Origin of the sequence: Mycolicibacterium cosmeticum (genome assembly GCF_000613185.1) — a bacterium.
Lineage (GTDB): Bacteria > Actinomycetota > Actinomycetes > Mycobacteriales > Mycobacteriaceae > Mycobacterium > Mycobacterium cosmeticum.
In genome coordinates this window covers 617,264-643,460 of record NZ_CCBB010000002.1, presented here as the reverse complement: position 1 = coordinate 643,460, position 26,197 = coordinate 617,264, and the positions used below count along the sequence as shown (strand labels likewise).

The window sequence follows — 26,197 nt, the reverse complement described above, 5'->3', positions numbered from 1 at the left end:
GTCGCAACGTGGAAAGGAACGATCGTGCAGCGCACCACTCTCGGCGGTCTGGACGTGTCAGCTCAGGGACTGGGCTGCATGGGGATGAGCGAGTATTACGGTGCCGCCGACTGGGACACCAGCATCGCCACCATCGGCCATGCCATCGACATCGGGATCACCTTGCTCGACACCGCCGATCAGTACGGTTCGGGCCACAACGAGGTGCTGGTGGGCCGCGGGATCGTCGGCCGGCGCGACGATGTCCAGATTGCCACGAAGTTCGGCATCGACCGCAGCGGCGGTGACGACAACAGGGTCTATCGCGGTGATCCGCCGTATGTGAAGCGGTCCTGCGACGCCTCGCTGCTGCGGCTGGGCGTCGACCACATCGACCTCTACTACCTGCACCGGCCCCCGCAGAACACCGAAATCGAGGAGACGGTCGGTGCGATGGCCGAACTGGTGCAGGCCGGCAAGGTCCGCTACTTGGGTCTGAGCGAGGTCAGTGCCGAGTTGTTGCGCCGTGCCCACGCGGTGCACCCGATCGCCGCCGTGCAGAGCGAATATTCCTTGTGGACACGCGATGTCGAGCAGGTGACCCCGGTGATGGCCGAGCTGGGCATCGGCCTGGTGCCGTACGCGCCGCTGGGCCGGGGTTTCCTCACCGGGGCGGTGCAGACGGCACAGTTGGACGCCAATGACTTCCGCGCCCGGAATCCGCGGTTCACCGGTGCCGCCAGTCGGCAGAATCAGGTCATCGCCGACACCGTCCGCACGGTCGCCGAGCGGCTCGGCGTGCTGCCGGCCCAGGTCGCCCTGGCCTGGGTGTATGCGCAGGCGCAGCGGTTGGGCGTTTCGGTGGTACCGATCCCCGGAACCCGGCACGCCACTCGGCTGGACGAGAACGCCGCCTCGGTCGATGTCGAGCTCGATGATGACGCGCTTGCCCAACTTCAACCCCTCAGCGACATGGTCGTGGGCGGGCGCTACGCCGATCACGGCGTGCGCTGAGAAGCCGCGGTGCGCCGGGAGCGGGAACCCCGACGGCTCAGGACAATTCGGGCGCAGGCAGCGGCAACACGCTCGCGCCTTCCGGGCGCAGCCCGTCGAAGATGATCGCCAGGTAGCGCCGCCACAAGTCGGGGGGCGGATCGGGGAGACCGTCCATCACGTGCACCGGTGCGCACATCAACAGGAAGACGTCGGTTCCGGTGACATCCGGGCGGATCGCGCCGGCGGCGCGGGCGTTGGCCACGAGCGTCTCCACGCCGGCATGCACCTCGTCGCGGATGGCGACCACCCGGGCGTCGCTCGCGCTGTACGTCTGCAGGTAGGTCAGATCGTGCTGGCGTCGCTGATCCGCGGCGATGGTGAGGAATTCCAGCAGCGCCGCACCGGGATCAGGGGCGTCGGCCAACCTGTGCGCGGCATCGGTGAGGGTAACCAGGCGCTCGCAGACCAGTGCGGCGATCAGATCGTCTTTGCAGGCGAAGTGCCGGAACACCGTGCCCTTGGCGACCCCTGCGCGACGAGCGATATCCGCCACCGAGGCCTCCACGCCGCGCTCGGCGAACACCTCCTCGGCGGCGGCCAGGAGTGATTCGCGGTTGCGCGCAGCATCGGCACGCAGGGTGCGAGGGGGCGATGGCACCCTCGCATGCTACCAAGTTGACCGCATGGTCATCTTGTGCCTACCCTGGCCAACATGACCGATCGGTCATCTTTGACTAGGCTCGAGTACTGCGGAGGACAGATGAAACTGGCAGGCGCCACAGCGTTGGTTACCGGCTCCAATCGCGGGATCGGAGCGTCGTTCGCCACCGAACTCCGGCGTCGCGGGGCCAAGGTGTACGCCACGGCGCGCCGGCCCGAACTCGTCGACCTTCCGGGGGCCGAGGTGCTGCGCCTGGACATCCTTGACCCGGACTCGGTGCGGGACGCCGCCGAGATCGCCGGTGACGTCGACATCCTGATAAACAATGCGGCCGACACCGCGGGCGGCAACCTCGTGACCGGCGACATCCAGGCCATCAGGCACGTGATGGAGTCGAACTACTTCGGCACGCTGAATGTCATCCGGGCGTTCGCGCCGATTCTTGCGCGCAACGGCGGGGGAGCCATCGTCAACGTGCTGTCAGCAGCCGCGTGGCTCACGGTCGACGGCAACACCGCCTACGCCGCGGCCAAGTCGGCCGAGTGGGGGCTGACCAACGGTGTGCGCCTCGAATTGGCCGAGCAGGGAACACAAGTCGTCGGCCTCATGCCCGGTCTCATTGGTACTCAGACCCTGTACGACTTCGCCCAAAAGGCCGGGATCGAGTTCCCCGACGGCGCGGTCACCGAACCGGCGGCACTTGTCGAGTTGGCCCTCGACGGGCTGGAGGCGGGCGAGATCGAGATCGCCGATGCGATCGGGTTGCAGGCCAAGGCCACGCTGGCCGGACCCCCGCAGGCCTTCGCCCTCTGAGACCAGGGGCGGAGAAGTGGTAACCGGGTCGCGGCCGCGGCAACGTCGGTTCGTGCCCGACACCCTGCGATACGTGGGTTAAGGGGTTCGTGGGGTGAGGTCGATGACGATCTTGCCGATCGGCCCGCGGTCGAGGTGATCGAGTGCAGCTGGGAGGTCGGCCATCGGGTAACGGGTGTCGATGGCCGGTTTCATTTCTGCCCGATCGATTGCGGTGATGAGGCGTTCGAGTGAGCGGCGGTGACCGGTGCCGATGCCGTGGATGGTGACGTCTTTGAGCATGAGCGGCATGGCAGGAGCGCTGACGTCGAATCCTGCCAGGGCGCCAATTTGCAGGATGGTTCCGCCGACGGCGGCCACCTCAACGGCCTGACCGAGGTGGGCTCCTCCGACGATCTCGAGGACATGGTCGGCGCCGTGGTCGTGAGTGAGGGTGTAGATCGCCTGCACCCAGTCCTCTCGGTGGCGATCGATGAGATGGTCGGCCCCCATCGCCCGCGCTGTGTCCAACTTGTCCGGACTTCCGGACACGATGACCTGAGCCCCCTGCATCTTGGCGATCTGCACACCGAAGAGGGATACCCCGCCGGTACCTTCGATCAGCACGATCTGCCCGGGGCGCACCCGGGAGCGTTCGACGAGGGCGAACCACGCGGTAACCCCCGCGCACGGCAGTGTGCTGGCCTCGGTGGGTGTCAGCGTCCTCGGCGCCTCCACGAGCCAGTCCTGCGGAAGTGCAACGTATTCCGCGAGGACACCGGGATAGTAACCGCCGAGGGTGCGATAGGCCGGCGTACGGGCGTCGCCGCCGCGCTCACCGTCGATCCAATCGGGGGTGAAGGTGGAGATAACGCGATCGCCGACCTGGAACCGGGTCACCGCCTCGCCGAGGCGACCACTGTGCCGGCGAGGTCCGAGCCAGGTGTGAAGGGGAATTTCAGCGGCAACCCGCGCCCGGACTCGATCACCATCTTGTCGCGGTAGTTCAGTGATACGGCTGCCACTTCCACGAGTACTTGCCCAAATGACGGCTCTGGGACTGCTACGTCTCGCAGGGCGAGGTTTTCGCGACCGATGCCATCCAGCTCCCAACGCAGCACTCTTGCCTCCCGGAAATGAAGTGATCTGGCTACAGAAAGCCGGATGGACACACCCGCTTTTCGGTGATCCCGCCGTTCGGCGAGTTGCCGGCTGTCAGTGACAACCGGAAGCTGCCGGCAACGATTCCATCCCGGCCTGGATGCCGGTCCCGGCCCCCGGGTCTCAGACGGCGAGCGTCTGCGAGCGGTGTGACGTGCCTGCGGTCATCAAGTGTGCGCTGTGATCGTTGTGGTTGTGTGGCTCGCCGAGGTCGAAGCCGCTGGCTCCGTCGAGAGTGTCAATCTGCCGTTCGGTGAGGGTGAGCTGCAGCGCGTCCAAGCTGACGGTAACTTGGAGAGGTGAACTGGCGCCGATGATCGGCGCAATTGTCGTCGAAGATCGCCGCGCGCGATCCAACACCCACGCATAGCCGATGACCGCGGGGGCGACGCCGGCCTCGCGCGCAACGTTGTGGACTGCTCGGTGCACGCTCATGTCGCGGGTGCCCGGACGTCCCCTGTCCGTCCAATGAACGAGATGCGAAGTCGGGTTGGGGTCGTTGCGGGCAAGGAATCCGCCTCCCAGCGGTGACCACGCTGCCACCCCTAGACCGAGCGCCTCGGCGCAGGGCAGTAGCTCGCGTTCGGCATCGCGCTCGGCGACGCCGTACTCGAAGGTGACGGCGGTCAGTGGCGCCGAATTCCGCAACTCGGCGACGGTAGCGGCACGCGCGTTACGCCAGGCAGGGTAGTTGCCGAGTCCAATATGGAGCACTTTGCCGCTTCGAACCAGATTGTCCAGTGCGGCCATCACTTCGTCGACGGGAACGTCCGGATCGTTGCCGTGTGTCCAATACAAGTCGATGTAGTCCGTGCGCAGGCGACGTAAGCTTCCCTCGACAGCAGTGATCATCGCCTTCCTGCCGTTGCCTCTGCGGGAGAATCCCTCTGAACGTCGAATCCCTACGCCGTACTTGGTGGCGATGATGTAGTCGTCGCGATCCCCGGCCACGAAGTCGCCGACGACCTTTTCGGACTCGCCCCCTTGGTAGCTTTCGGCGGTGTCGATGAACCGACCGCCGGCGTCGGCATAGGCAGCGAGTGTGTCCAGCGCGGTACTGCGGTCCACTATCCCTCCGAAAAACCCTGTGCCAAGGCATAGTTCGGAGACACGCAGGCTGCTTCGAGTACCGAAGAGTCGGTATTGCACAGACCACCTTCTATCTCTCGTTGCGCACCGGCAGGTGCGAATTTCCGACGTGGATGCGGCAGGCCAAGCCGAGCCGGCCGTTGAGCTCCAGCATCACTGTGGTTACACACGAAAAATCATTTATAACACTGAACGATTGTATGGAGCATACTATCTCTTCGCGTTAGACTATCCGGGTGCCTACGGAATCGATCCTCACGGTTCACCGCGACGAACCCGGGTTGATGCTTGCTCTTCTCGGTCAAGAGGCGATGCGTCGCCTCCGGGACGCTCACACCCAAAACGGTCTGAGTCCGCGGCAGTTTGAGCTGCTCGGCATCCTGTACGAACGCGGACCCGTGGGGCAAGGGGAGTTGGGCGCGCTGACCGGTATCGTGGCCAGCGCTCTGGTGAGCTACCTCAATCCCCTCGAAGAGGCACAACTCATCACACGCCGACGCGACCCCCACGACCGCCGTAAGCACGTCGTCGCCCTCACCGGGAAGGGGAGATCGCGTCTGCAGGCCGCTTCACAGGCGCAGCGTGACGCCGAGGACCAACTCTTGTTGGCTCTCACGACGAAACAACGCGCGCAATTGCGCGACCTGCTCAAACGGCTTCGCGACAGCCTAGTTGTACTGACCTGAGAGGTTAGGTACGCGGGTGGCGGGTGGTTGGCCGCCGAGTGCGGTGTGGCCGCGGTGGTGATTGTAGGTGTGCAGCCAGCGGGGGTACTCGGCGCAGCGTTCGGCGTCGTTGGTGTAGAGCCGGGCGTAGGCCCATTCGTCGGCCAGAGTGCGATGGAAGCGCTCTACTTTGCCGTTGGTTTGCGGTCGGTAGGGTCGGGTTCGGCGGTGTTCGATGTCGCCCAGTGCATCGCGGAATGTGTGCGACCTGTAGCAAGAGCCGTTGTCGGTCAACACTTTCCGTACGGTGATACCGCACTCGGTGAACCAGGTGTTGGCCCGGTTCCAGAACCCAGCTGCGGTCTCTTTGCGCTCGTCGGGCAGTAACTCGCTGTAGGCCAGTCGCGAGTATCCATCGATAGCGGTGTGCAGGAAGTGATAGCCCCGAGTGGGATTGTGGTACTTGCTCATCACCCCGCTGCTTTTGTCGGCCTGGGTGTTGCGTCGCCCGGCAGCGCGGCCCAGCATGCGCCAGCCGCCGCCGGTGGGGATCTTGCCCAACTTTTTGACATCGATATGGACCAGGTCTCCGGCGGATGCGGATTCAATCCGGCGGATGACCCGGCCGGTGGGGCGGTCCAGCCAGCGCAGGCGGGCCAGGCCGTAGCGGGTCAGCACCCGGTGCACAGTGGAGGGGTGAAGGCCCAGTAGATAGCCGATCCGTGCAGGCCCTCAACGCCGGATGACACGCACCTTGATGATTCGCCGCTCGGTGCGAGTTGGCGTTTGATTCGGACTGCGGTGCGGTCGTGAACTGCGGTCAGCCATGCCGGCCGGCCCGAGTTCGCGATACCGCGAGGCCCACCGCTGGGTCGTGGTAACCGCGACCTGAAATCGCTCGGCCGCCCGGCGCAGCGACCACCCTTCCTCGACAACACAACGAGCCAACCTCAGACGACCGGTTTCTGACAAAGGGGCATTACGGTGAGACACGAAGACCTCCGAGTCGTGGGGAGCGTTCCTAGACAGCTCGCACTCCACTCGGAGGTCTTCGTCATGTCACCACGCCACGCCGTACCTAACGTCCATGGTCAGTACACCTAGTTCAAGGCGAAAAGCACTGTGCTACACCAGGGTCATTGGATCCTGCAGAAAGATAGTGACCTCGTCGTTGTAGACATCCATCCAATGGAGAGGGCGGAGAAATCAATGGATGCCCATCGAGCACCACCGTCGATCGCCGCCGAACTCAAATGCTGGCCCTAGGTTTCGGCGGAGCTGTTCGCGTTCAGCCTGGCGACTATGAGATGCGACTCGGTCACCACTTGGGCCACCGATAGGAGCAGAGGACCGATGAATCTGGACACGGGCAAACGCGAAAGATGTTGGTCCACCTGGATAACCGCGTCCTGGTAACCCGCACTTGGAGGCCGGGTCCGCGCCGCGGATGGGGATCACCACTGCCTGAAGCTCTGAGCCGAGACGAAGAAGCCGTGCTCGCCACGGGTGCAGGTGACGCCGTCAATCCGTGAGACGCACAGTGTGCCCGCGGCGATGAGGCTGTGTCCGTAGGGGAGCACCTTCTGATCGGCAGTCGCGTTGAAGAGCCCCTGGTTGAAGCACGACGGCGTGATGATGCCGCTGTCCTCGACGTAGTAACCCTTGGACAGCTCGTCGCGGGGCATGCTGGCGTGATCGCAGTCCGCCCCCGGCGGTATCGCGGTCGAGTCGAATACCTGACAGCCCGTGATGCGGTGATCCAGGCCGCAGGCAATATTCCGGCTCGGGGTGACGAAGAATACGCCCGCATCCGACACGGTGTAGTCGGCGGGATCCGCCGCCCGCACCTCGTCCTCGGGCGCTGGGGTGGCTGTCGGTGCGACGGTGCCTCCCGGGCTCGACGCTGCCGTCTCGCCGGTGGAGAGTCGGGAGGAGACAGTGGATGACGGGGTGCCGTCGTGGGTCCCACAGGCGGTCAGCGCGATGGCAACGGCGAGCGACACGTTGAGTCGCGAGAACCTCATCCTCCCAGTGTCGTACGGGAAAGACCCAGTCTCAATCATGCATGCGACAGGATTACCGTCGCATACCACGCGACGGGCGGCCCGGAAGTGGAGTTGTTAACCCACCAAGGCGGGCGTACGTTCGCACTCGGCTTCGAGGAAGCGGGATGACATGGAACAGTGGACACATTTTTCAGTCGTCGTCGAAAATGAGTGTCTCTGGCGGGTCACGTTCGATAACCCGCCGATCAATCTGGTGACGCCAAAGGTGTCCTGCGCCGAGCTAGACGCTGTTCAGACGGGGATTCGAGGCAGATTAGACGAGCGAGTTGTACATTCAACTCCAGCAAACCGGACTGTGGTCGGCAGTCTTCGCTAGCCGGCAGTCCCCGGCCATTGCGCGGTGAGGACGTCTGGTGTCCAGGAGGGCCACGCGGGGGAGCCGACCACGAATCCTGAGCTCATCTGTGTGACCACGCGAGGGCCGCGAGAAGCACTGTTGTCGTAGAACGTTGCGGCGTCGGCCCGCTGCGCGGCGAGCACGACGAGGCTCCAAAGCCGTTGGTAGCGTTCGCGGATCTTCCGCTCGGGAACGTCGTGACCTCCGGCGGCCGCGCGGTGGCGCACACGCTGTACGGCCAGGTGTTCAGGGATCAAGACTGCATGCAGGATCACGGTGTAGTGGGCAGCCTGCGCAGTATCGATCAGTTCGAGCTTGGAGGGATGGGAGAACACCGTCTCGGCGATAAAGGACTCGCCGAGCTCGATCAGCTGGGCTCGAGTCTGCGCGGCGATACGCGCGGCCTCGTAGGAATGCTCGGCGGCCGCCTCCGGCCAGCGGTGCTTGGCGATGTCGTCGGCGTTGACGACGACGCTGCCAGGTAGCAACGGCGCCAAGGTGAGTTCGATGAAGGTGGACTTGCCGGCCCCGTTGGATCCGACGACCAGGTCGAGTCGGTTCACGGCGACGGTTGGTGAGTGGTTCCCATAAGGTGGCCGGTCACCGGCGTGCCAACACCGCCGTGCTGCCATCCGGGCGGTACTGCACCATATCGCCGTTCTCATCGAGAGCGACGGTGGTGATCCCGCGCGCCGCCAGTGTCGCGCCATAGTCGGCCTTGGCGAGGTTTTCCTCGATGGCGACGGCTATCTCGGCGTTGAACACCGCGCCTTCTTCGGCCGTGAGATCGCGCAGGGGAGTTTCGCCGGCCAACGCGGCTTCGACTTTGCGGCGGGCGGCGCTGTGCTGGCTGGAGACCGCGCGCCCTACCCGGGCCCAGTGGTCGAGCTGCTGCTTGGCTGATCGGCTCTGGCGCGACCCCTCGACCGCGGCGCTGTCCATCAGGTCCGCGGCGACCCGCGTCACCCGATCTGCGATCTCTGCCATTTCGAGCCCTTCTGTAGCACTCTGCTACGAGGGTAGCAGAGTGCTACAGGATCGGCGACTGGCGCGACCGAGGTAACCGATCTGCTCGAGCGCTCGAAACGCGTCGTCCCGGTGGATGTCTCCGCGTGCTCAGGGTGTGGGACGCAGCCCGGCTACGAGGACGTCCAACAGGCGGCTCGCTCGGGCGTCGTGCTCGGGGGGTTTGGCGACGGTGAAGATCCCGATGAGGCCCGCGGCGATGTCCTCGGCACTGACGTCGGCACGGAGCTCACCCGTGAGCCGACCGGCGACGAGGATGCTGTCGACAGCGGCGAGCAGTTCAGTCCTGGTGCGGGCGTGGGGGATCTGACCGGATTCGATCATCGTGACCAGGGTGTCGAGCATGCCGTTCTTGGTCGCTACCCAGTCTCCGAATAGGTCCATCCAGCGACGCAACGCCACGGGCGGTGGATGCTGTGCAAGCAACTCGCGTGCTCCTGTGGTGAGCCGGTCGACTTGGTCGCGGTAGACCGCGTCGACCAGGGATTCGCGGGTAGGGAAATGCCGATAGAGGGTGGCGATGCCGACGCCCGCCTCGCGGGCGATAGCGCGCATCGAAAGCTCGTTGTCGGCCGAGGCGAACACCCGCGTCGCGACCTCCAGGAGTTGGTCGCGGTTGCGAGTCGCGTCTGCTCGCGGTTGCCGATGCCCCGATTCAGGCAAACGGATCACGCTCCGTTTGTGTTACCCTGGCGATCTGCACGAAACGGAGCATAGTCCATTTATTCTGTCGAGTCCCACGGAGAGGCACGCGGGCATGCCGGAACAGCGCGAGGTATCCACGCCCACCAGCCGAGCAGTCCTGCTCGAGTCGTACGGCGGCCCCGAGGTGCTGACTCTTCGCGAAGTGCCGGCACCTCACGCCGGCGTGGGACAGATCCGCGTGCGGGTCACGGCCGCGGGGCTGAACCCGATGGACTGGATCATCACCGCTGACGCGGACACCGCCGCCCGATTCGGTTTGCGCCTGCCCTGCGGATTCGGCACCGATTACGCCGGCGTCGTCGACCAGGTTGGTGGCGGTGTCACTGGCTTCGCGGTCGGTGACCGGGTTTTCGGCGGTGCGCTGTCCCGAGCTGTCGCCGACTACGTGACCATCGACCTCGCCGGAACCGTCGCATCGGGCGGCGACGCCCACCACACACCAGACGGCGTCGACGATCGCACCGCCGCCACCCTCGCCATCGCTGGGTCCACGGCCGCCGCCGCGCTCGCCGTCGTCAGACCTGGCCGGGGTGACACCTTGCTCATCGGCGGTGCGGGTGGTGGTGTCGGTGTGTTCGCGGTCCAGTTGGCACGCATGGCGGGCGCGCGTGTCATCGGGACAGGATCCGCGTCGTCAGCCGACGCACTGAGCGCACTCGGGGCCGAACCTGTTGCCTATGGGGAGGGCCTGGCCGAGCGGGTGCGCGCGCTCGCGCCCGCCGGCGTCTCCGCCGCAATCGACCTCTACGGAACCGAGACGGTGTACGCGGCCCGGGAACTGGGCGTGCCCGACGAGCGGATTACCGCGGTCGCAGCCCAGGTCGACGGCATCACTCCAGCCAACGGCGCCGACGCCGCTCCCGGCGCCGTCGAGGAGATCGCCGGGCTGGTCGCGGCGGGTCGGCTGCGCGTGCCCATCGCGGCGACCTTCCCGGTGGACGAGATCCGCGCAGCGGTCGAGCTGCAGGGCGGCCGGCACGTGCACGGAAAGGTCGTCATCGACCTGGCCGGGCCTGCCGGCGGACTATGATCACTCGGCATCGGTGCGCCCTCTGATCAACACGGGTCGGTTCTGTGAAGTTGGGACCGGTAGGCGCTCGGACGGTATTCACTTGTCGCCATGAAGAACACCATCATCTGCGCGGTCACGGCAGGCTCGGCCGCGGTCGGCCTCGCCCTGGCGGCACCGGCCAATGCGGAACTCGCTCCGGGCGACTACCACTACCGCAGCATCATGGCCAATGGGACTGTCACGGACAACTTGGTGCGGGTGACGAGCTGTGGCCCCGGCTGCATCTCGGTCTTCAATCTCACCTTGAACACCGACCAGGGGCAGGCGCACATTCAGGGCAACCAGTACGTGCTCGACCAGTTCGTTCCCGCCGGCGCGTTCTGCACCGACGGGCGTCCGGTCGACGTGGTCACGCGCTACACCTTCGACCTCGACGGTGCGAACGGGCTCTACACCCTCAACGGCCCCAATCCCTGTGGCAACAGCGGCCCGGTGGGCGAGACACGGTTCACGTTCACGCCCGCGTGAGCGACGCGTGCGGGCCGAATGGCCGCTGGACTACATATCTAGCGGCGAAACGTGACCTGCGCTGTCTGGACTACGTCTGCGCTGCGGCCGGGGGCAGTTTGCTGATCCCAGTAGAGGTTTGTGTGGTTGATCAGCTGGGCGGGCGGTGGAGCGCCCAGCGCTGTGGAATCGTCGGTGGTGTGCGCGTCGGCGACCAGGGTGACGTCATAGCCGCGAGTGAACGCCCCGTGCAGGGTCGACCTTATGCAGAAGTCTGTCTGCGCGCCCACGACCACGAGGTGCCCCACACCGAGATGAGCAAGAACGGTGCTGAGGTCGGTACCTTCGAAAGAATCGCCATGGCTCTTCTCCACCAGGGGCTCACCCTGGCTTCGGGTCAACTCGGGTACCAACTCCCACCCTGGTGTGCCGCGTAGCACGTCGTCGTCGTGATGCTGAATCCAGATCACCGGGACCGACTCACGTCGTGCCCGTTCGATGAGTCGAACGACGTTGGCGAGCACAGCCTCCCGCGCATGCGCTTTGGCCACAACGTCATTCTGTAGATCGATGACGACCAGTGCCGAGCCCTGGCGTCCCTCGAATGTGCTCACGTTCAGCAGTCTCCGTTTCTCTCTCTGCGCGAATCGCCAACCAGACCAGCGGCTTCAGGGAAAGGTTGCCGGATCCGCAACACCAGAGGCCGGCGGCAACGCGGACCACCGCGGTGATGCTCTGACGCCAACGCGGGAGACTTCAGTGCTCGGGAGCAGGCACGTTCCGGTCAGGAACTCACCTTTGCTGCCGCTCGTTACCACACACGTGAAGAACATCGGCTTCCTCTCGTTCGGCCACTGGTCAGACAGTCCGCATTCGCGGGTCCGCTCTGCGGCGGATGCCCTGCTGCAGTCGATCGAACTCGCCGTCGCCGCGGAGGAGATCGGTGCCGACGGGGCCTATTTTCGCGTGCACCACTTCGCCCAGCAACTCGGCTCGCCGTTCCCGTTGCTGTCCGCGGCCGCTGCCCGCACCCATCGCATCGAGCTCGGAACCGGCATCATCGACATGCGCTACGAGAACCCGCTCTACATGGCAGAGACCGCGGGCGCGGCGGACCTGATCTCGGGCGGGCGATTGCAGCTGGGCATCAGCCGCGGATCGCCCGAGCAGGTGATTGCGGGATACCGATACTTCGGTTACGCACCCAGCGCGGACGACGCCGACGGCGGCACGATGGCGCGCGACCACACACGGCAGTTTCTCGATGTGCTGAAGGGGGAGGGCTTCGCGCGGCCCAACCCGCGCCCGATGTTTCCCAACCCGCCAGGCTTGTTGAGGGTCGAGCCGCACTCTCCGGGACTGCGCGAGAGGATCTGGTGGGGCGCGGGTAGCCGCGCCACCGCCGAGTGGGCGGCGCAGCAAGGCATGAACCTGATGAGTTCCACGTTGCTGGCCGAAGATACGGGCGTACCTTTTCATCAACTGCAGGCCGAGCAGATCCAGCGTTTCCGTGACACCTGGAAGGCAGCCAGCCACCAGCGCGATGCGCGAGTCTCGGTGAGCCGCAGCATCTTTCCCATCGTCAGCGACCTGGATAAGCAGCTGTTCTGGCACAACCAGGACAGTACCGACCAGGTCGGCTTTCTCGACGGCGGAACAGCTCGCTTCGGCAAGACCTATGCGGGGGAGCCCGACAAGCTCATTGCGCAACTCGCACAGGACGAGGCCATCGCCGCAGCCGACACCCTTCTCCTGACTGTCCCCAACCAGCTCGGTGTCGACTACAACGCTCACGTGATCGAGAGCCTGCTGACGCATGTCGCGCCGGGGTTGGGTTGGCGGTGAGTGTGCTCAAGCCCCGCGCGCCGAGCTCTCGCAGGACGGCGCCGTCGAGGTCGCCTACGGTTGGGGCATCGACGACGGCGACATCGTCGCGCTGCGGCTGACCGTCGCGGAGAACTGATCGGGCGGAAACCATGTGGCACCTGCGGCGGGACGATTTGGACACCCTTGCCACCGGCGCTGCGCTGCTGGGCTCGGGAGGCGGCGGCCAGCCGTACTGGTTCCGGGCGTTGGCAGCCCATGCCTTCGGCGAGCGCGAGGAGCTGCCGGTGCACGATATCGACGACCTGCCTGCTGACGCGCTCGCCATCGCCACCGGCCTGGTCGGATCGCTGCTGTCGTTCCACGAACGCTCACCTCAGGGCGCCGAGTTCACCCGGGCCGTCGACCGGGTCCGCCGCGAATTCGCTGATGTACCAGCGTGTGTCACCAACTATGAGAGCGCGGGTGCCAACATCTTCGCCGCCCTGGTGGTCGCGGCGGCCGGTGCGCTGCCGCTGGTGGACTGCGACGGGATGGGGCGGGCGCTGTCCTGGCTGGACCAGACGACCTATGACGTCGACGGGGTGTCCATCGCGCCGTTCGTGTGCACCGACAGCTACGGGCGCACCGTGCTCTACGAAGACGTCCGGGGGCGCACCGCCGAGGAATTCATCCGCGCTGCAGCGGTTTCCATGGGCGGCTGGTGTGCGTTCGCCGGCTATCCGGCGACGCTCGAGCGGCTGCGCACCGCCGGCATCCCTGGCACCCTGCGCCGGGCACTGGCACTGGGCCGCACGGTCGACGACGCCGAATCGCGCGTCGTCGTCGACGCCTTGATCGACCAGCACGGCGCCCGCCGCGTCGCGACCGGTCGCGTTGCCGACGCCCGCTGGCGACGGATCAGCGACGGCGGTATCGGCTCGGTGGTGATCCGGGGTTCCGGCGATGCCGCGGTGGTACGCGTGGAGGCGCGCAACGAGTTCCTGATCGTCGTGGTCGACGGCGAAATCGTCGCCAGCACACCGGAGATCATCTGTCTGATGCGTACCAGGGACGGCCGCCCGCTGCAGGCCGAGACGGTGCTGGCCACCGGGACCGAGGTTGACGTCGTGGCGCTGCCCGCCCCGCCGCGCTGGCGGGAGCCGCGGTTCCACCACAAGGTGACACCGGCGGCTTTCGGGGTCATCGGTGTCTGACATCGCGACCGTGCGGGACGTGCTCGCCCTATCTGACCTTGCTGGTGCCGAGATACTGGGCGGTGCAACGGGATTGGACCGGCCCGCGCACGATGCCCACATCATCGCCCCGCACGCCGAGCGCACGGTGCCCGAGCGCAGCGTCGCGTTCCTCACCTCCGGCGACAGCCTCGCCACCGAGCTGTCGCTGCCCGGCCTCGCCGAACGCCAGACGGCCGCCGTCATCGTCGACCACGACGTCCTGGTCTCCACCCGCTGGCTGGCCGATCGGTTCGGCTTACCGCTGGTGCGACTGCCGGCCGACCGCTGGGAAACCGCCCTGGCCGTTCGCGTCCACCTGCGCCGGCCGCTGGCCGAGCGCGGCCTCAAGTGTGCGGACGCGGCGGCGCGGTTGGCGCTGGCCGACACCCCGTCGAGTGTGGCGACGACATTGGCCGGTGTGCTCGGTCACCCGGTCAGCGTGCTGGGACCGTCGGGTGTCGTACTCGCTGGGCCGGGCGGTGAACCGGACGGCACCATCACGGCATCCACACCGCCGGGTCGCGAGGGCGGTTCGCGGCTCACCTGCGCGGTACATGCACCGAGTGGCCTGTCCGACAGCCACGTCGAGACCATCCGTGCGGTGGCCGGTCTCGGACTGTTGCGGTTGTCGGCGTGGGCGGCCCGGTCGTCGTTGTCGGCGGCCTGGGACCAGGCGAGCCAGGGCGCGCTGCTCACCCACCTGCTCACCACCGGGGCCCTCGACGGCCCCCGCGCCGAGCAGGCGGTCGCGCTCGGTTGGCAGCTGGAAGGGTTCCACACCGCGGTCATGGTGCGACCCGAGGACGCCAGGGTCGACCGCTCCCTGGTCTTGACCGCGCTGCAGAACGCGCTCGTCGCCGCCGGCCTGACGGTGCCCGCGGTGCCGATGGCGGAGGGCTGGGTCTGGTGGACCAGCACCCCGGCTCGGCCCACCGACGCGCAGCAGGCACTGCGGGCCAACGAGGTTCGCCAGATCGTCGCAGACCTGGCCGAGCACGACATCGCGGCGGGTGTGGCCGGCGCGGACTACGGCATCGCCGGGCTGGTGCGCGCCATCGACGATGCGGCACGGCTGTGCCGGATCGCCGGGCACGCCCCCGGCCGGCGTCCGGTCGAAACCGCCAGCGACGCGAACCCGCGCCAATACCTGCTGACTGCGGTGACCGATGAGCAGGCCCGGCACCGCGCGCAGTTGCTGCTGGAGCCGCTGCGGTCGGCGGCCGACGATGCCCTGCTCGACACGCTCAACGTGTACCTGTTGTCGGAATGCTCCACGGCGGCGGCGGCGCGACGGCTGGGTGTGCACCGCAACTCGGTGCTCAAGCGGCTCGACCGCATCCGGTCGCTGCTCGGCGTCGACCTCGACGACGACGACACCCGGCTGGCCCTGCGCATCGCCTGCCGGGCCCTGTGATTCGCCGCAACACCGACGTCACCGCCGGTAACGCACCACGTCCGACCCGCACTCGGAAGTGCACGCCGGGTGTGCACTGTGCCCACTGACGGCACCGCTCCGGCGTCGTAACCTCAGCCGTCATGACCACCGGAAACGTCTCGGTCGTCGCGCCCGTGTCGGAGCACGGTGACGACTATGCGCTCACCCGCGTGCCCGCCGAGGCGCGCCATCACTGGTTCAGTGTGTGCATCCAGCGCTTCGGGCAGCTGTCTTGCCTGTCGCAATTCATGCTCGGCGCCGCGCTCGGCTTCGGGATGACCTTCACCAACGCGATCCTGGCCGTCGTGCTCGGCGCGGTCATCCTCGAAGTCGTCGGCGTCTTCACCGGCATCATCGGGCAGCGCGAAGGCTTGTCGACATCGGTCATCGCCCGCTGGACGGGTTTCGGCCGGTGGGGGTCGGGGCTCATCGGTATTGTCATCGCGCTCAGTCTCACCGGCTGGTTCGGCGTGCAGACCGCGGTCTCGGCCGAAAGCCTCAAGACCATCATCCCCGTGGGGCCGATCTGGCTGTGGTCGCTGTTGTTCGGGCTGGCGGTCACCGCCATCGTGATCTACGGCTTCAACTCCATGGCGTGGGTGGCGTACGTGACCGTGCCGGCGTTCATCCTGCTGGCCGGCTACCTGGTGATCGCGAAGCTCACCGAGTACGACCTCCATTCGCTGGTCTCGGGTCAGCCGGCCGGGCCGGTACTGTCGCTGGGCGCCGGGGCGACCCTGGTGGCCGGCGGCTTCATCGTCGGCATGGTCACCACCCCGGACATGACGCGGTTCAACCGCAGCGCCCGCGACGTGGTGAAGCAGACCCTGCTGGGCGTGACACTGGGGGAGCTGGTCATGTGCCTGGCCGGGGTGCTGCTCGCACATGCGCTGCGCACCGACAGCGTGGTGGACATCGTCACCAGTAGTTCGGGTTTCGTCGGCACACTGATCATCGTGTCCGGCACGCTCAAGATCAACGACTGGAATCTCTACTCGTCGACTCTCGGGATCGTCAACGCCCTGCAGACCTCCTTCGGCGTGGTGGTGAACCGTCGCATCGTCACGATCATCGTCGGGATCGCCGGATCCGTGCTCGCAGCGCTCGGCATCCTCGACCACTTCATCGACTTCCTCACCGTGCTCGGCGTGGTCATCCCGCCGATCGCCGGCATCATGGCCACCGAGTACTTCCTGGTGCGGACATGGCGCGCCGAACTCGACCGCAGCGCCGCCGGCCTGCCCGCCCAGGAGCCGACCCTCATCATCGGGACGCTGGTGGTGTGGTTGCTTGCCGCCGCCGTGGGCTACTACGTCACCTGGGGTATCTCCTCGCTCAACTCGCTGGTCGTCGCGATGGTGGGCTACTTTCTGTTCGCCAAAGTCGGTCTGCTGAAACCCCTTTCGATTCAGCCGTCGCGATTCGGGGCCGCCGCGTGATGATCGGCATCGACGTCGGCGGCACCAACACCGACGCTGTCCTGCTCGACGACGGCGTCGTGATTGCCGGCACGAAGACCCCGACCACCGCCGATGTCACCTCGGGTATCACTGCCGCCGTGGGCCGGTTGCGGGAGCTCTCCGGTGCGGATGTCGGCACCGCCACCGCGGTGATGATCGGCACCACCCACTTCGTCAACGCACTCGTCGAGGGGCAGCGGCTGAGTCCGACCGCGGTCATCCGGCTGGGCTTACCCGCCGGCTCCGGTCTGCCACCGCTGGTGGGGTGGCCGGCCCGGATGGTCGGGGCGATCGCCGGTCAGGCCTACATGGTGCACGGCGGCCACGAATTCGACGGCCGGGTGATCAGCGACCTGCGACCGAACGAACTGCTCGACGCGGTCGACAAGGCGTTGTCCAACGGCGCGCAGAGCATCGCGATTTCGTCGATCTACTCGCCTGTCAACGCGGAGTTCGAGTTGCTCGCCGAGGATCTGATCGCTCAGAAACATCCCGGTGTGCCGGTCACCCTGTCCCATCAGATCGGCCGGCTGGGGCTGCTGGAGCGCGAGAACGCCGCGGTCATCAACGCCGCGCTGCGCGGGCTGGCGCGCGACATCAGTGCGGCGTTGACGAAGGCCATGCGCGACCTGGGCATCGATGCACCACTGTTCGTCTCGCAGAACGACGGCACGGTGATGGACCTGGATTTCACCCGCCGGTATCCGGTGAACACGTTCGCCTCGGGGCCGACCAACTCGATGCGCGGTGCGGCGTTCCTGTCCGGACTCGCCGAATGCGTCGTCGTCGATGTCGGCGGCACCACCACCGACGTCGGGGTACTGCAGAATGGCTATCCGCGGGAAGCCGCCCTCGAGGTCGAGGTCGAGGGCATCCGCACGAATTTCCGGATGCCGGACGTACTTTCGGTCGGGCTGGGCGGCGGGTCGCGGGTACGCGAGGGCGGTCACGGTGGCCCTGACGGCATCACGGTGGGCCCCGATTCGGTCGGCTACCGCATCGGCTCCGAGGCGGTGGTGTTCGGCGGTTCGACGTTGACGGCCACCGACATCGTGGTCGCCGCCGGATTGGCCGACATCGGTGACGCGACGCTGGTGGCCGGTATCGGTGACGCACAGATCGGGGCGGCACTGGCCGCCGTGCGGCGGATCCTGACCGACACCGTCGACCGGATGCGGACCTCCGCCGACCCGGTCGACGTGGTGGCTGTCGGCGGCGGCTCGATTCTCGTTCCGGCGCAACTGGATTGCGCACGCAGCGTGCACCGGCCGGAGAACTTCGCGGTCGCCAACGCCATCGGCGCGGCCATCGCGCAGGTCGGCGGCGAGGTCGACCGGATCTTCAGCGTGCCTGCCGGCCGACGCGAGGCGGTGCTCGACACCGCCAAACAGGAGGCGGTCGACCGGGCAATGGCGGCGGGCGCGGCCCCGGCGTCCATTCAGATCGTGGAGGTGGACGAGGTGCCGTTGGCCTACTTGCCGGGCAACGCGGTGCGGATCCGCGTCAAGGCTGTCGGGGATCTGCCGATGGGAGCTCAGGCGTGAGCCGCAAGCTGACGCCGGAGATGTTGGCGGACATGGCGGCCGGCGCGGCGATCATGGCGACCGGCGGCGGGGGAGACCCCCTGGTGGGCCGGTTGTTGGTGCAGCAGGCACTCGACGAGGGACTGACGGTCGAGATCGTCGACCCGGACGAGTTGGACGATGACGACTTCGTCATCTCGACCGCGATGATGGGCGCCCCCAGCGTGGTCGTCGAGAAGCTGTCGAACGGCAGCGAGGCGGTGACGTCGTTGCGGACGCTGGAGGCGCATCTCGGCCGGACCGCCGACGCGACGGTGCCGATGGAGTGCGGCGGGCTGAACTCGATGATCCCGCTGCTGGTGGCCGCCCGGGCCGGTATTCCGGTGGTCGACGCCGACGGGATGGGCCGGGCGTTCCCCGAACTGCAGATGGAGACGTTCGGCGTCTACGGCATCGCCGGGTCACCGCTGGTGATCGCCGACGAGAAAGGCGACACGGTCCTCGTCGACACCGGCGACGACAACGTCCGGATGGAGCGCTTGGCCCGGGTGGTCACCGTCGAGATGGGCGGTGCCTCGTTCATCGCCGAGTACCCGATGAGCGGTGCCGACCTCAAGCGCACGGGCATCCCGCGCACGCTGTCGCTGGCAGCGCAGATCGGCCGCGCGATCCGGGAGGCAAAGGCAGCGCACGCCGACCCGTTCGCGGCGCTGGTCGCTGCGGTTCGCGACTCGATCTACGGCTACGCGACGTCGCTGCTGGAAGGCAAGATCGTCGATGTCGAGCGGTCGGTGGTCGGGGGCTTCACCCAGGGCCGGGTCACGTTGGCCCCGTTCGACGGGGGTGAACTGCTCACCATCGACTTCCGCAACGAGAACGTCGTCGCGCGCCGCGGCGAGCGCGTCGTCGCGGTCGTCCCCGATCTGATCACGGTGCTCGACCTGGAGACCTGCACGGCGATCACCAGCGAAGCACTGCGATTCGGTCAGCGGGTACGCGTCGTCGGCATCGCCACCCCGCAGATCATGCACACGCCGGAGGCGCTGGCGGTGTGGGGGCCGCACGCATTCGGAATTGACCACCCGTGGGTACCGCTGGAGGAACTGACCGCCCACTCGACGCCATGCGAAAGCCAGCTCATCTCGCTACCCGCGCCGCCGGCGAGGTAAGCCTCGAGGCGCGTGATCGAAGAGATCCTGCTGCTCCTGTCTGGTGAACGGGCGCTATGAGTGCTGCTCCTGGGCGTCTCACCGGTGATACACTGCAAACATGGATGCGGTCACAGTGCGCGAACTACGCAACAGTGGAGGAGACGTTCTGCGCCGCGTCGAGCATGGCGAGCGCATCGTCATTACTCGGGACGGGACGCCCGTTGCCGAGCTACGGCCGCTGCCTCGTTCGAGCGCAGGACCTGCGGAACTTATTCGTCGCCGCAAGAATTTTCCGCCAGTGGACCCGGATGCCTTCCGACGCGACATAGACAACCTCATCGACCCGTCGCTGTGACACAAAGCCAAAGTCGGGGGATGCTGGATACCTCCACTGTGATCCTTTTGGGTCAGCTATCTGACCCAGCCGAGCTTCCCGATGAATCGGTGATCAGCGCGATCACGCTGGCCGAGCTGTCCGTAGGTACACACGTCGCCAACGACGATGCAGAGCGCAGTGCCCGGCAGCAGCACCTACAGCAAGCCGAGGCGGACTTCGACGTCCTGCCGTTCGATGGAGATTGCGCCCGGACGTTTGGAGCTGTAGCGGCTGCGCTGCGCGCGTCGGGACGCAAGCCAGCCGCGCGCGCCTACGACGCGCTCATCGCGGCGACCGCAATCGCACATGCAGTGCCGCTGTACACGTGCAATCCCTCCGACTTCGCAGGAATCCCTCGACTGGAACTACGGTCAGTCACACACCCGCACCGCCGATAGGGCGGAGACGCTGAACAGCCCTGGGCGGCAACGCAAATAAAGGAGATACTGGTCACCCGCTGTATCCGATTCCGCGGTATTCCTATAGCTACCGATCAACGTTCTGCCTTTTGGATGTGCCGGGGCGCACTTCACCTCTGTGCGGGTCCGCGGCTACCGGCTCAGGCGATGCTTACCGGTGATTTGCTGTCATGCGAAGGTACCGTGCGTTGTCCCCGCTGGCGGGCGGTCGCTGTCTCAGAGCCGATGCAGGATCGTGTCGTAGTCTGCGGGGTCAGAGAGGCATGTGCATTTGGCGGAGGGCAGGAAGGCGAAGGTGTTCGAGACGGTCCGCGGGGCGCTCCCGAGACGCACCGTGCTCCACAGGGCGTTTGTTCCGTGGCGAGTGACGTGGTCTGCTGGCGCATGGCGTCCCGTCCTGGCGGAATGCCGAACATACGCCGGTATTCGCGGCTGAACTGCGACGGGCTGTCATAGCCCACGGAGTGTCCGATGGCGGCGACATCGCGCGGTGAGGTCATCAGCTCGATGCGTGCCCGTTGGAGTCGGAGGTGCTTTTAGTACTGCAGCGGGCTCATTGCCGTCGTTGCTCCGAAATGCCGGTTGAGTGACGACACACTTACGCCTACAGCGTCTGCAAGGTCGTCGATGCGGATGACCTCGTCGAATTGCGCCTTGAGCCATTCGATCGCGTGAGTGACGACGGCTAGAGGGCTCTGGACCAGCCCGATTTCTCTGACGAGTGACGCCTGGGGACCGTTGAGCAGGCGCCAGTGGATTTCACGACGCACGCCGGGCGACAGGACTGCGAAATCGCGTGGCTGGTCGACGAGGCGAAGAAGTCGGACGACGGCGTCGATCAGATCGTGGTCGGCGTAGGTGACCGCGATGGCGGGTCCACTGTGCCGGCGGGCCAGACCGGGACCAGCTTCCACCAGCAGCGCGGTAATGACGGCGGGTTCGAGGGGCAGCCCGAACACCAGGTACGGCTCGGCGCGAAGGCATGGGTGATTTGCGATGTCACCGGAAGATCAACGGTGACGGTGAGATATTGGCCCGCACGGAAGTCGAAGACGTGCTCGCCGACGACGACCCGCTTCACCCCTTGGGCAACGAGGGCGAACACCGGTTCGTTGATCGAGCCCACTGGTTCAGTCGGGTGCTCAGTCGACAAGACCGTGATTCCCTCGACGCACACCGGCCCGTCGCCCGTCGCGGCTAGTCGCGCGATACGCGCACGCAGTTTGCCCAGGTGGTCCATCGGCCCAGTGATGCATGGGCACCTGCCGGTGCGGTGCACGATTCGAACAAAGTTGAGCGGATCGTTCAACGATCTGCACACATCTGTCTAGGTCACCGAGGCTCAAGGTAGTTGACTTCAGATGCCACACAACGTGTCCACCGGCTCCATGACTCGAAGGTTGAGGACCCACCATGTCGCTGAGTTCCTACGCCACACTCGGCCGCTCGGGATTGCGAATCAGCCCCTTCACCCTCGGCACCATGACCTTCGGCGAAGATCACGGCTGGGGTAGCAGCCCGGAGGATTCCAAGTCGATCCTGGCGGCCTACCTAGACCAAGGAGGCAACTCGATCGACACGGCCAACATCTACACCAACGGCCATGCCGAGGCGATCGTCGGCGAATACTTCTACGGCAAGTCCGCGCTACGCGACCGGGTCGTCATCGGCACGAAGTTCTTCGCCAACCTCTACGAGAACGACCCGAACGGGGTGGACCCGGCCGTAAGGCGATCGTGCAACAGCTGCAAAACTCGTTGCGCCGTTTGCGCACCGACTACGTCGACGTCTATTGGATGCACAATTTCGATCCGACCACGCCAGTGGAGGAGACCCTGCGAGCGCTGGACGATCTGGTCAGCGACGGCAAGATCCGCTATGTCGGTTTCTCCGACGTCCCCGCGTGGGCGACGGCGGAGGCGGCCACTATTGCGCGCACCCGGGCTGGGCTCCCGTCATCGCACTGCAGCTCGAGTACAACCTTCTCGAACGGACCTCGGAAGGAGAGTTGATACCCATGGCCCGGGCGATGGGTATGGGTGATGGCGTGGGGTCCGCTGCGAAGCGGATTTCTATCGGGCAAGTACTCCAGCAGCACCACCGGCGCGGTGGACACCACCCGCGCCCAGTTGGTCGGCGCGCCAAGCACTGCCGACTACGCCGTAATCGACGTTCTCAACGAGGTTGCCCACGAGGTAGGCGCCAGCTCTGCCGCGGTGGCCCTGGCGTGGATACTGGGTCGGCCAGGGATCACCTCGACCCTGCTCGGCGCACGCCGCTTGGACCAACTCCAAGCCAATCTCGCCGCCCTCGACTTGACGCTCACCGATACCCAGAGAGCCACGCTGGACGAGGTGTCAACGCCGTCGTTGAACTTCCCGGCACACAACAACCGAATGCTATCGCGGTCGCTGCAGTTCGCCGGGGCCACGGTGGACGGAATCCCTTCGTCCGTCTCGCCGTTGTTGCACGCCAACGCGGCCCGCTACTGAACACACGGCTGAGCCGTTGTCGCGCGCGCCCCTAGTCAGGAACTACCTCGACGGGCAGGGCGGGGCTGCCACCACCAAAGGAACTGTTGGCCCGGTCGATCTCGCCGAAGAAGACCATGACGTCGTCGGGGTTGATTCCAGCCGTCTGCAGGTGAGTCACGATTGCAGAGAGCAGCGAGCGCTTCCTGTCTTCGGCGGTCCCTGACGAAGGCACGGCTTCGATCATCAGGACATCGTCCGTGCGAGGTTTCTGCAAATCGGGATAGCGAGGACTGACGCGAAAGTCAGCTTGCTCCAAGGAGATAAACCTTTGGAAGTGATGGGTGAAGACTGTCCGGCCTCAGTCAGGTTGGCATCCGCCACCTGCGAAGCTGCCAGCTTAACTGAGACGTTCTTGGTCTGATCTGTCTCAATGAAGTTGTCACTTCCGTATGGCGACAGACTCGGCTGCACGAGCGGGGCCGTTCTATGAATGCGGGCTGGACGCACTGCCGTCTGCGCAGTGAGACCGTCCGGCGCTCGGTGTCTTCGCAGCCCGGCTGCGACGGCGGAGTGGGTGCTTAGTCGTTCGGGGTCTGTCGCGGGTCGTCGGCGCTCTGGCGGCATGCGTTGTCGATGAGCTGGGCGGCCGCGGTACGGGCGTGCACCATGGGGGAGAGGTCGTTGAGGGTGGTGGCCAGGGCGGTGGCGCCTTCAAACAACACGAGGAGCTGTTGCGCAAGTTGCCATGGATCCAGCGCGCCGGCGCGGCCGGCGACGGCGGTCAACTGTTCGGTGAAGCGCTGTTTGTGGGCGCGCACGATGTCGTCGACAGCGTCGAGTTCGCCGGCGATCTCAACGACCGCGTTGTGGAACGGGCAGCCGCGAAACCGCTTCACCGTGGCGGCGTCGAAGATGGCCAGTAGGCGTTCGCGGGGGGCAAGGTCGAGTTGCAGGCGTCGTTCCATGGGGGAGCCACCGCGCTCCTCGATATCGCGCAGATACGTTTCGATCAGGTCATTCTTGCTGGCGAAGTGCTGGTAGAACGTGCGCTTGGACACCTGAGCCTGCGCGATCAGCGCGTCGACGCCGGTGGCGTGGATGCCGCGGCGGTAGAACAGTTCCGAGGCCGCTGCGGTGATGCGTTCGCGGGCGCCCCGGCCCTTTCGTCGGGTTCCGGGAGTAGTTGCCGCTGAGCTGCTCACAGCGATTAAGCATACAGAATTGTCTACCAGTGGCAACGCGCGCAGTGCGTTAACCCGCTTTGCACGTGATCGATCTCTATGCGCCGATGGGTGGGTGGTGTGATCACTTGCTGAAGCGAATGTCGGTGAAGCGCATGGCGACCATGGGGGTGTCGGAGCAAACGAGATCGCTGGTGTCGTTGGTGCGAAAGGCGCGGCGGCTCAGGGCGACCGGGAATCCGTCGGCGATGGTGTAGTCGCTGAGGAACTGGCTGGCGGGAAAGGAGCCGGCGATGTCAACGCGGTAGTCGTGGCGGCGCAGCAGGCGCCCGGCGTCGAAGTAGAACCGCTGTCGGCGGCTGTGGGCAGGGACGTTGGCCGGAAACTCGGCCCCGATGCCGACCAAGTCTACGCCGCGGTGCTCGACTGGTTCCAGCGGGTGCAGACGGATTTGGGGAAGCGAGAGCAGGAATGGGCAGTTGAGGTAGTTCCACAGCGCATACCCGCTGAAGTAGGCGCGCTGCAGCGCTGTCCAGGAGGTGCTGATTGTGTGGCCGGCGAAGCTGGGCCGTACGTCGGCGCCTTCGGCGACGACAGTGCCGTCGAGTTTCTCGATGGCCGTGCGCGTTGCGGTGAAGTTCAGTCGCTGATCAGCGGCGCCGAATGGCTCGATGGATGTGGCAATCCGACCTAGCCGCACTCGCACGCGCCGTGGGGTTTGGTCGGTGTGCTGGCCTTTAAGGTCGTAAAGCAGGCCGCCGCTGACCAGTTCCGCGTCGAGGTGATCGTAGGCCTGCCAACGGGTGAGGCCGCCGTGGGCGTCGAGGACGTCGGTGAGCAAGGCGGCAAGTCGGGTGTCGGTCACACGCCCAAGTAAACCATACAGATCGGTTTACAACCTTGACGTTGCGCGGTAGCGTCACCGCCGACACGTTCATTGACGCCGCCGCGCATTTGTGCGGACCTCATGCAATCGCGATAGAAGCCGGCGGCGTATTGCATGAAAGGAAAGCAACATTGGCTAAGAGCAACGACCACCCGATCTTGGTGATCGGCGCCACCGGGCGCCACGGCAACACTGGTGAGTACCTGGTGGCGCGGCTGCGGGAGGAAGGGCAGGTGGTGCGGGTGTTGGCCCGCACGCGCAGTGAGCGCACCCGACGACTGGAGGGATTGGGCGCCGAGGTGGTGGTCGGTGACCTTCATGATCGACGCACCCTTGTGCCCGCGCTCGATGGCGTCGACTTGGCGTACTTCACCTATCCGATCGCCGCGGGAGTGGTGGACGCGGCGGCGAATTACGCAGCCGCGGTGCGCGATGTCGGCCGCTTTCCGCGCACAGTGGTCATGTCGATGGGGCCGGCGCAAAAGGACCATCCCAGTGATCTGGGCAAGGCGCAATGGCTGGCAGAGCAAGTCATGGAGTGGGCCGGTTTGGATTTGACGATCTTGCGGGTCAGTGCCTTGTTTCACCAGAATCTGCAAGTGTTGCACGCGTCGTCGATCCGGCGCGAGCAGCGGTTCCGCAACTCTTTCGGGTCGGTGAAGATGGCGTGGATCAGCGGCCAGGACGCCGCCGAACTCGGTGTCGTCGCGCTGCTGCACCCCGCACGGTTCACCGATGCTGTGGTCTGGCCCCAGGGCTTCGAGATGTTCAGCCACTACGAGGTTGCCGATATCCTCAGCGACGTGCTGGACACCGAGATCACTTTCGAGCCGATCAACAAGCACGATTGGCACCAAGAACTCGTCGACATGTCCGGCCGCGTCGGCGAAGAGGTCGTCAACGAGGCTATGGCGCAGCATATTTCGTCGATCGGTCACGCGGTGTCGGTGCTCGGAGCGGCGTCGCTGCCGGCCGACCCGGATGCCCTGCGCGCACTCATCGGGCGCGAACCGATATCGCTGCGCGACTACCTGAGCACCCACCGCGACCAGTTCGCCGCGGACGCGGTCGCGGCGTCGATGTCGGGACGACGCGCTACATAGCGGCGCGCCTGGCACAGCCGCCGAGGTTTGCGTTCTCGCGCGGCGCCGCACTCTGCGGCTACCCCGCGGATCACCGGTGCCCCTGCTCGGCGCTTAAGGCACCGAGGTGCTCAGCGGATGTCGTTATTACCGCGAGCAAATCACCGTCCTCA

At 66.1% G+C, this 26,197-nt stretch carries 26 protein-coding genes and 7 pseudogenes; 17 read left to right on the top strand and 16 right to left on the bottom strand.

Annotation, left to right across the window (positions count from 1 at the left end):
* Nucleotides 1–78 precede the first annotated feature (78 nt).
* Complete coding sequence (locus tag BN977_RS18380; RefSeq protein ID WP_206666828.1) at nt 79–993, top strand: aldo/keto reductase; 915 nt, start codon at nt 79–81, stop codon at nt 991–993.
* Between the two features lie 37 nt (nt 994–1,030).
* On the opposite strand, the gene BN977_RS18375 is transcribed toward BN977_RS18380, so the two are convergent.
* Nucleotides 1,031–1,633 (bottom strand): TetR/AcrR family transcriptional regulator, encoded by a 603-nt coding sequence (locus BN977_RS18375; RefSeq protein ID WP_036400074.1) that lies wholly within the window; start codon nt 1,631–1,633, stop codon nt 1,031–1,033.
* Between the two features lie 102 nt (nt 1,634–1,735).
* Between BN977_RS18375 and BN977_RS18370 the strand changes: the two genes are divergently transcribed.
* Nucleotides 1,736–2,449 (top strand): SDR family NAD(P)-dependent oxidoreductase, encoded by a 714-nt coding sequence (locus BN977_RS18370; protein ID WP_024451337.1) that lies wholly within the window; start codon nt 1,736–1,738, stop codon nt 2,447–2,449.
* 78 nt (nt 2,450–2,527) lie between these two features.
* On the opposite strand, the gene BN977_RS33670 is transcribed toward BN977_RS18370, so the two are convergent.
* The 3 genes and pseudogenes from BN977_RS33670 to BN977_RS18360 all read right to left on the bottom strand — a co-directional run bounded on the left by BN977_RS33670 (nt 2,528) and on the right by BN977_RS18360 (nt 4,738).
* The gene (locus BN977_RS33670) at nt 2,528–3,001 is read right to left on the bottom strand and encodes a zinc-binding dehydrogenase (RefSeq protein ID WP_407661201.1); all 474 of its coding nucleotides are present in this window, start codon (nt 2,999–3,001) and stop codon (nt 2,528–2,530) included.
* Between the two features lie 213 nt (nt 3,002–3,214).
* Nucleotides 3,215–3,420: pseudogene (locus tag BN977_RS33665) on the bottom strand (alcohol dehydrogenase catalytic domain-containing protein); the annotation flags it as partial.
* Between the two features lie 292 nt (nt 3,421–3,712).
* A complete protein-coding gene (locus tag BN977_RS18360; RefSeq protein ID WP_268817616.1) occupies nt 3,713–4,738 on the bottom strand; it encodes an aldo/keto reductase in 1,026 nt (341 codons plus the stop codon).
* A 176-nt stretch (nt 4,739–4,914) separates the two neighbouring features.
* Here BN977_RS18360 and BN977_RS18355 point away from each other — a divergent pair, with 176 nt between their 5' ends.
* Nucleotides 4,915–5,364 carry a MarR family winged helix-turn-helix transcriptional regulator gene (locus tag BN977_RS18355; protein ID WP_109790230.1) on the top strand — a complete coding sequence of 150 codons (450 nt, stop codon included), beginning with the start codon at nt 4,915–4,917 and terminating at the stop codon, nt 5,362–5,364.
* On the opposite strand, the pseudogene BN977_RS18350 reads toward BN977_RS18355, so the two are convergent.
* The 5 genes and pseudogenes from BN977_RS18350 to BN977_RS18330 all read right to left on the bottom strand — a co-directional run bounded on the left by BN977_RS18350 (nt 5,347) and on the right by BN977_RS18330 (nt 9,435).
* A pseudogene (locus BN977_RS18350) lies at nt 5,347–6,336 on the bottom strand (IS481 family transposase). The gene BN977_RS18355 and the pseudogene BN977_RS18350 overlap by 18 nt on opposite strands.
* A 461-nt stretch (nt 6,337–6,797) precedes the next feature.
* Nucleotides 6,798–7,367, bottom strand: a complete 570-nt coding sequence (locus BN977_RS18345; protein ID WP_131590157.1) for a hypothetical protein — start codon at nt 7,365–7,367, stop codon at nt 6,798–6,800.
* Nucleotides 7,368–7,721: 354 nt separating this feature from the next.
* Entirely contained in the window at nt 7,722–8,309 is a 588-nt protein-coding gene (locus BN977_RS18340) for an ATPase (RefSeq protein WP_024454702.1), read from the bottom strand.
* A 37-nt stretch (nt 8,310–8,346) separates the two neighbouring features.
* Entirely contained in the window at nt 8,347–8,733 is a 387-nt protein-coding gene (locus BN977_RS18335) for a TA system antitoxin ParD family protein (protein ID WP_024454701.1), read from the bottom strand.
* 129 nt (nt 8,734–8,862) lie between these two features.
* Complete coding sequence (locus BN977_RS18330) at nt 8,863–9,435, bottom strand: TetR/AcrR family transcriptional regulator (protein ID WP_024454700.1); 573 nt, start codon at nt 9,433–9,435, stop codon at nt 8,863–8,865.
* A gap of 94 nt (nt 9,436–9,529) precedes the next feature.
* Between BN977_RS18330 and BN977_RS18325 the strand changes: the two genes are divergently transcribed.
* Together BN977_RS18325 and BN977_RS18320 are read left to right on the top strand one after the other, a co-directional pair.
* The gene (locus BN977_RS18325) at nt 9,530–10,507 is read left to right on the top strand and encodes an alcohol dehydrogenase catalytic domain-containing protein (protein ID WP_024454699.1); all 978 of its coding nucleotides are present in this window, start codon (nt 9,530–9,532) and stop codon (nt 10,505–10,507) included.
* A gap of 90 nt (nt 10,508–10,597) precedes the next feature.
* Nucleotides 10,598–11,017, top strand: a complete 420-nt coding sequence (locus BN977_RS18320) for a hypothetical protein (protein ID WP_024454698.1) — start codon at nt 10,598–10,600, stop codon at nt 11,015–11,017.
* Nucleotides 11,018–11,055: 38 nt separating this feature from the next.
* Here BN977_RS18320 and BN977_RS18315 read toward each other — a convergent pair whose 3' ends face one another.
* The gene (locus BN977_RS18315; protein ID WP_036400070.1) at nt 11,056–11,610 is read right to left on the bottom strand and encodes a cysteine hydrolase family protein; all 555 of its coding nucleotides are present in this window, start codon (nt 11,608–11,610) and stop codon (nt 11,056–11,058) included.
* A 208-nt stretch (nt 11,611–11,818) separates the two neighbouring features.
* Here BN977_RS18315 and BN977_RS18310 point away from each other — a divergent pair, with 208 nt between their 5' ends.
* The 9 genes from BN977_RS18310 (at nt 11,819) to BN977_RS18280 (ending at nt 20,380) form a co-directional block, all read left to right on the top strand.
* On the top strand, nt 11,819–12,841 hold the full coding sequence (locus BN977_RS18310) for an LLM class flavin-dependent oxidoreductase (protein WP_024454696.1): 1,023 nt from the start codon (nt 11,819–11,821) through the stop codon (nt 12,839–12,841).
* A complete protein-coding gene (locus BN977_RS32900) occupies nt 12,813–12,959 on the top strand; it encodes a hypothetical protein (protein ID WP_165576347.1) in 147 nt (48 codons plus the stop codon). The genes BN977_RS18310 and BN977_RS32900 overlap by 29 nt, the downstream gene beginning before the upstream one ends.
* Nucleotides 12,960–12,972: 13 nt before the next feature.
* The gene (locus tag BN977_RS18305) at nt 12,973–14,016 is read left to right on the top strand and encodes an S-methyl thiohydantoin desulfurase family protein (RefSeq protein WP_036400067.1); all 1,044 of its coding nucleotides are present in this window, start codon (nt 12,973–12,975) and stop codon (nt 14,014–14,016) included.
* Nucleotides 14,009–15,451 carry a helix-turn-helix domain-containing protein gene (locus BN977_RS18300; RefSeq protein ID WP_036400065.1) on the top strand — a complete coding sequence of 481 codons (1,443 nt, stop codon included), beginning with the start codon at nt 14,009–14,011 and terminating at the stop codon, nt 15,449–15,451. Before BN977_RS18305 ends, BN977_RS18300 begins: the two co-directional genes overlap by 8 nt.
* Before the next feature lie 122 nt (nt 15,452–15,573).
* Nucleotides 15,574–16,911 carry a purine-cytosine permease family protein gene (locus BN977_RS18295; protein ID WP_051561635.1) on the top strand — a complete coding sequence of 446 codons (1,338 nt, stop codon included), beginning with the start codon at nt 15,574–15,576 and terminating at the stop codon, nt 16,909–16,911.
* Nucleotides 16,911–18,476: a hydantoinase/oxoprolinase N-terminal domain-containing protein gene (locus BN977_RS18290; RefSeq protein ID WP_234709639.1), complete on the top strand. Its 1,566-nt coding sequence runs from the start codon at nt 16,911–16,913 to the stop codon at nt 18,474–18,476. Before BN977_RS18295 ends, BN977_RS18290 begins: the two co-directional genes overlap by 1 nt.
* The gene (locus tag BN977_RS18285) at nt 18,473–19,624 is read left to right on the top strand and encodes an S-methyl thiohydantoin desulfurase family protein (protein ID WP_051561634.1); all 1,152 of its coding nucleotides are present in this window, start codon (nt 18,473–18,475) and stop codon (nt 19,622–19,624) included. The genes BN977_RS18290 and BN977_RS18285 overlap by 4 nt, the downstream gene beginning before the upstream one ends.
* 100 nt (nt 19,625–19,724) lie before the next feature.
* Nucleotides 19,725–19,961 (top strand): type II toxin-antitoxin system Phd/YefM family antitoxin, encoded by a 237-nt coding sequence (locus tag BN977_RS31995; RefSeq protein ID WP_081664526.1) that lies wholly within the window; start codon nt 19,725–19,727, stop codon nt 19,959–19,961.
* A gap of 20 nt (nt 19,962–19,981) precedes the next feature.
* The gene (locus tag BN977_RS18280) at nt 19,982–20,380 is read left to right on the top strand and encodes a type II toxin-antitoxin system VapC family toxin (protein ID WP_036400060.1); all 399 of its coding nucleotides are present in this window, start codon (nt 19,982–19,984) and stop codon (nt 20,378–20,380) included.
* A 161-nt stretch (nt 20,381–20,541) separates the two neighbouring features.
* Here BN977_RS18280 and BN977_RS33660 read toward each other — a convergent pair.
* From BN977_RS33660 to BN977_RS33655, 3 genes and pseudogenes are all read right to left on the bottom strand, one after another.
* Nucleotides 20,542–20,922 (bottom strand): annotated as a pseudogene (locus BN977_RS33660) (helix-turn-helix domain-containing protein); the annotation flags it as partial.
* Nucleotides 20,923–20,937: 15 nt separating this feature from the next.
* Nucleotides 20,938–21,363: an AraC family transcriptional regulator gene (locus BN977_RS33510; protein ID WP_268817621.1), complete on the bottom strand. Its 426-nt coding sequence runs from the start codon at nt 21,361–21,363 to the stop codon at nt 20,938–20,940.
* 26 nt (nt 21,364–21,389) lie between these two features.
* Nucleotides 21,390–21,641, bottom strand: a pseudogene (locus tag BN977_RS33655) (AraC family transcriptional regulator); the annotation flags it as partial.
* Between the two features lie 173 nt (nt 21,642–21,814).
* Between BN977_RS33655 and BN977_RS33585 the strand changes: the two are divergent.
* Together BN977_RS33585 and BN977_RS33650 are read left to right on the top strand one after the other, a co-directional pair.
* Nucleotides 21,815–22,096, top strand: a pseudogene (locus BN977_RS33585) (aldo/keto reductase); the annotation flags it as partial.
* 101 nt (nt 22,097–22,197) lie between these two features.
* Nucleotides 22,198–22,893: pseudogene (locus BN977_RS33650) on the top strand (aldo/keto reductase).
* Between the two features lie 31 nt (nt 22,894–22,924).
* On the opposite strand, the pseudogene BN977_RS18265 reads toward BN977_RS33650, so the two are convergent.
* The 3 genes and pseudogenes from BN977_RS18265 to BN977_RS18255 form a co-directional block, all read right to left on the bottom strand.
* Nucleotides 22,925–23,200: pseudogene (locus BN977_RS18265) on the bottom strand (tautomerase family protein); the annotation flags it as partial.
* A 253-nt stretch (nt 23,201–23,453) separates the two neighbouring features.
* Nucleotides 23,454–24,077, bottom strand: a complete 624-nt coding sequence (locus BN977_RS18260) for a TetR/AcrR family transcriptional regulator (RefSeq protein ID WP_024454685.1) — start codon at nt 24,075–24,077, stop codon at nt 23,454–23,456.
* Between the two features lie 103 nt (nt 24,078–24,180).
* Nucleotides 24,181–24,921 carry a hypothetical protein gene (locus BN977_RS18255; RefSeq protein WP_024454684.1) on the bottom strand — a complete coding sequence of 247 codons (741 nt, stop codon included), beginning with the start codon at nt 24,919–24,921 and terminating at the stop codon, nt 24,181–24,183.
* A 35-nt stretch (nt 24,922–24,956) separates the two neighbouring features.
* Here BN977_RS18255 and BN977_RS18250 point away from each other — a divergent pair, with 35 nt between their 5' ends.
* Complete coding sequence (locus BN977_RS18250) at nt 24,957–26,045, top strand: NmrA family NAD(P)-binding protein (protein ID WP_234709627.1); 1,089 nt, start codon at nt 24,957–24,959, stop codon at nt 26,043–26,045.
* Nucleotides 26,046–26,197 lie beyond the last annotated feature (152 nt).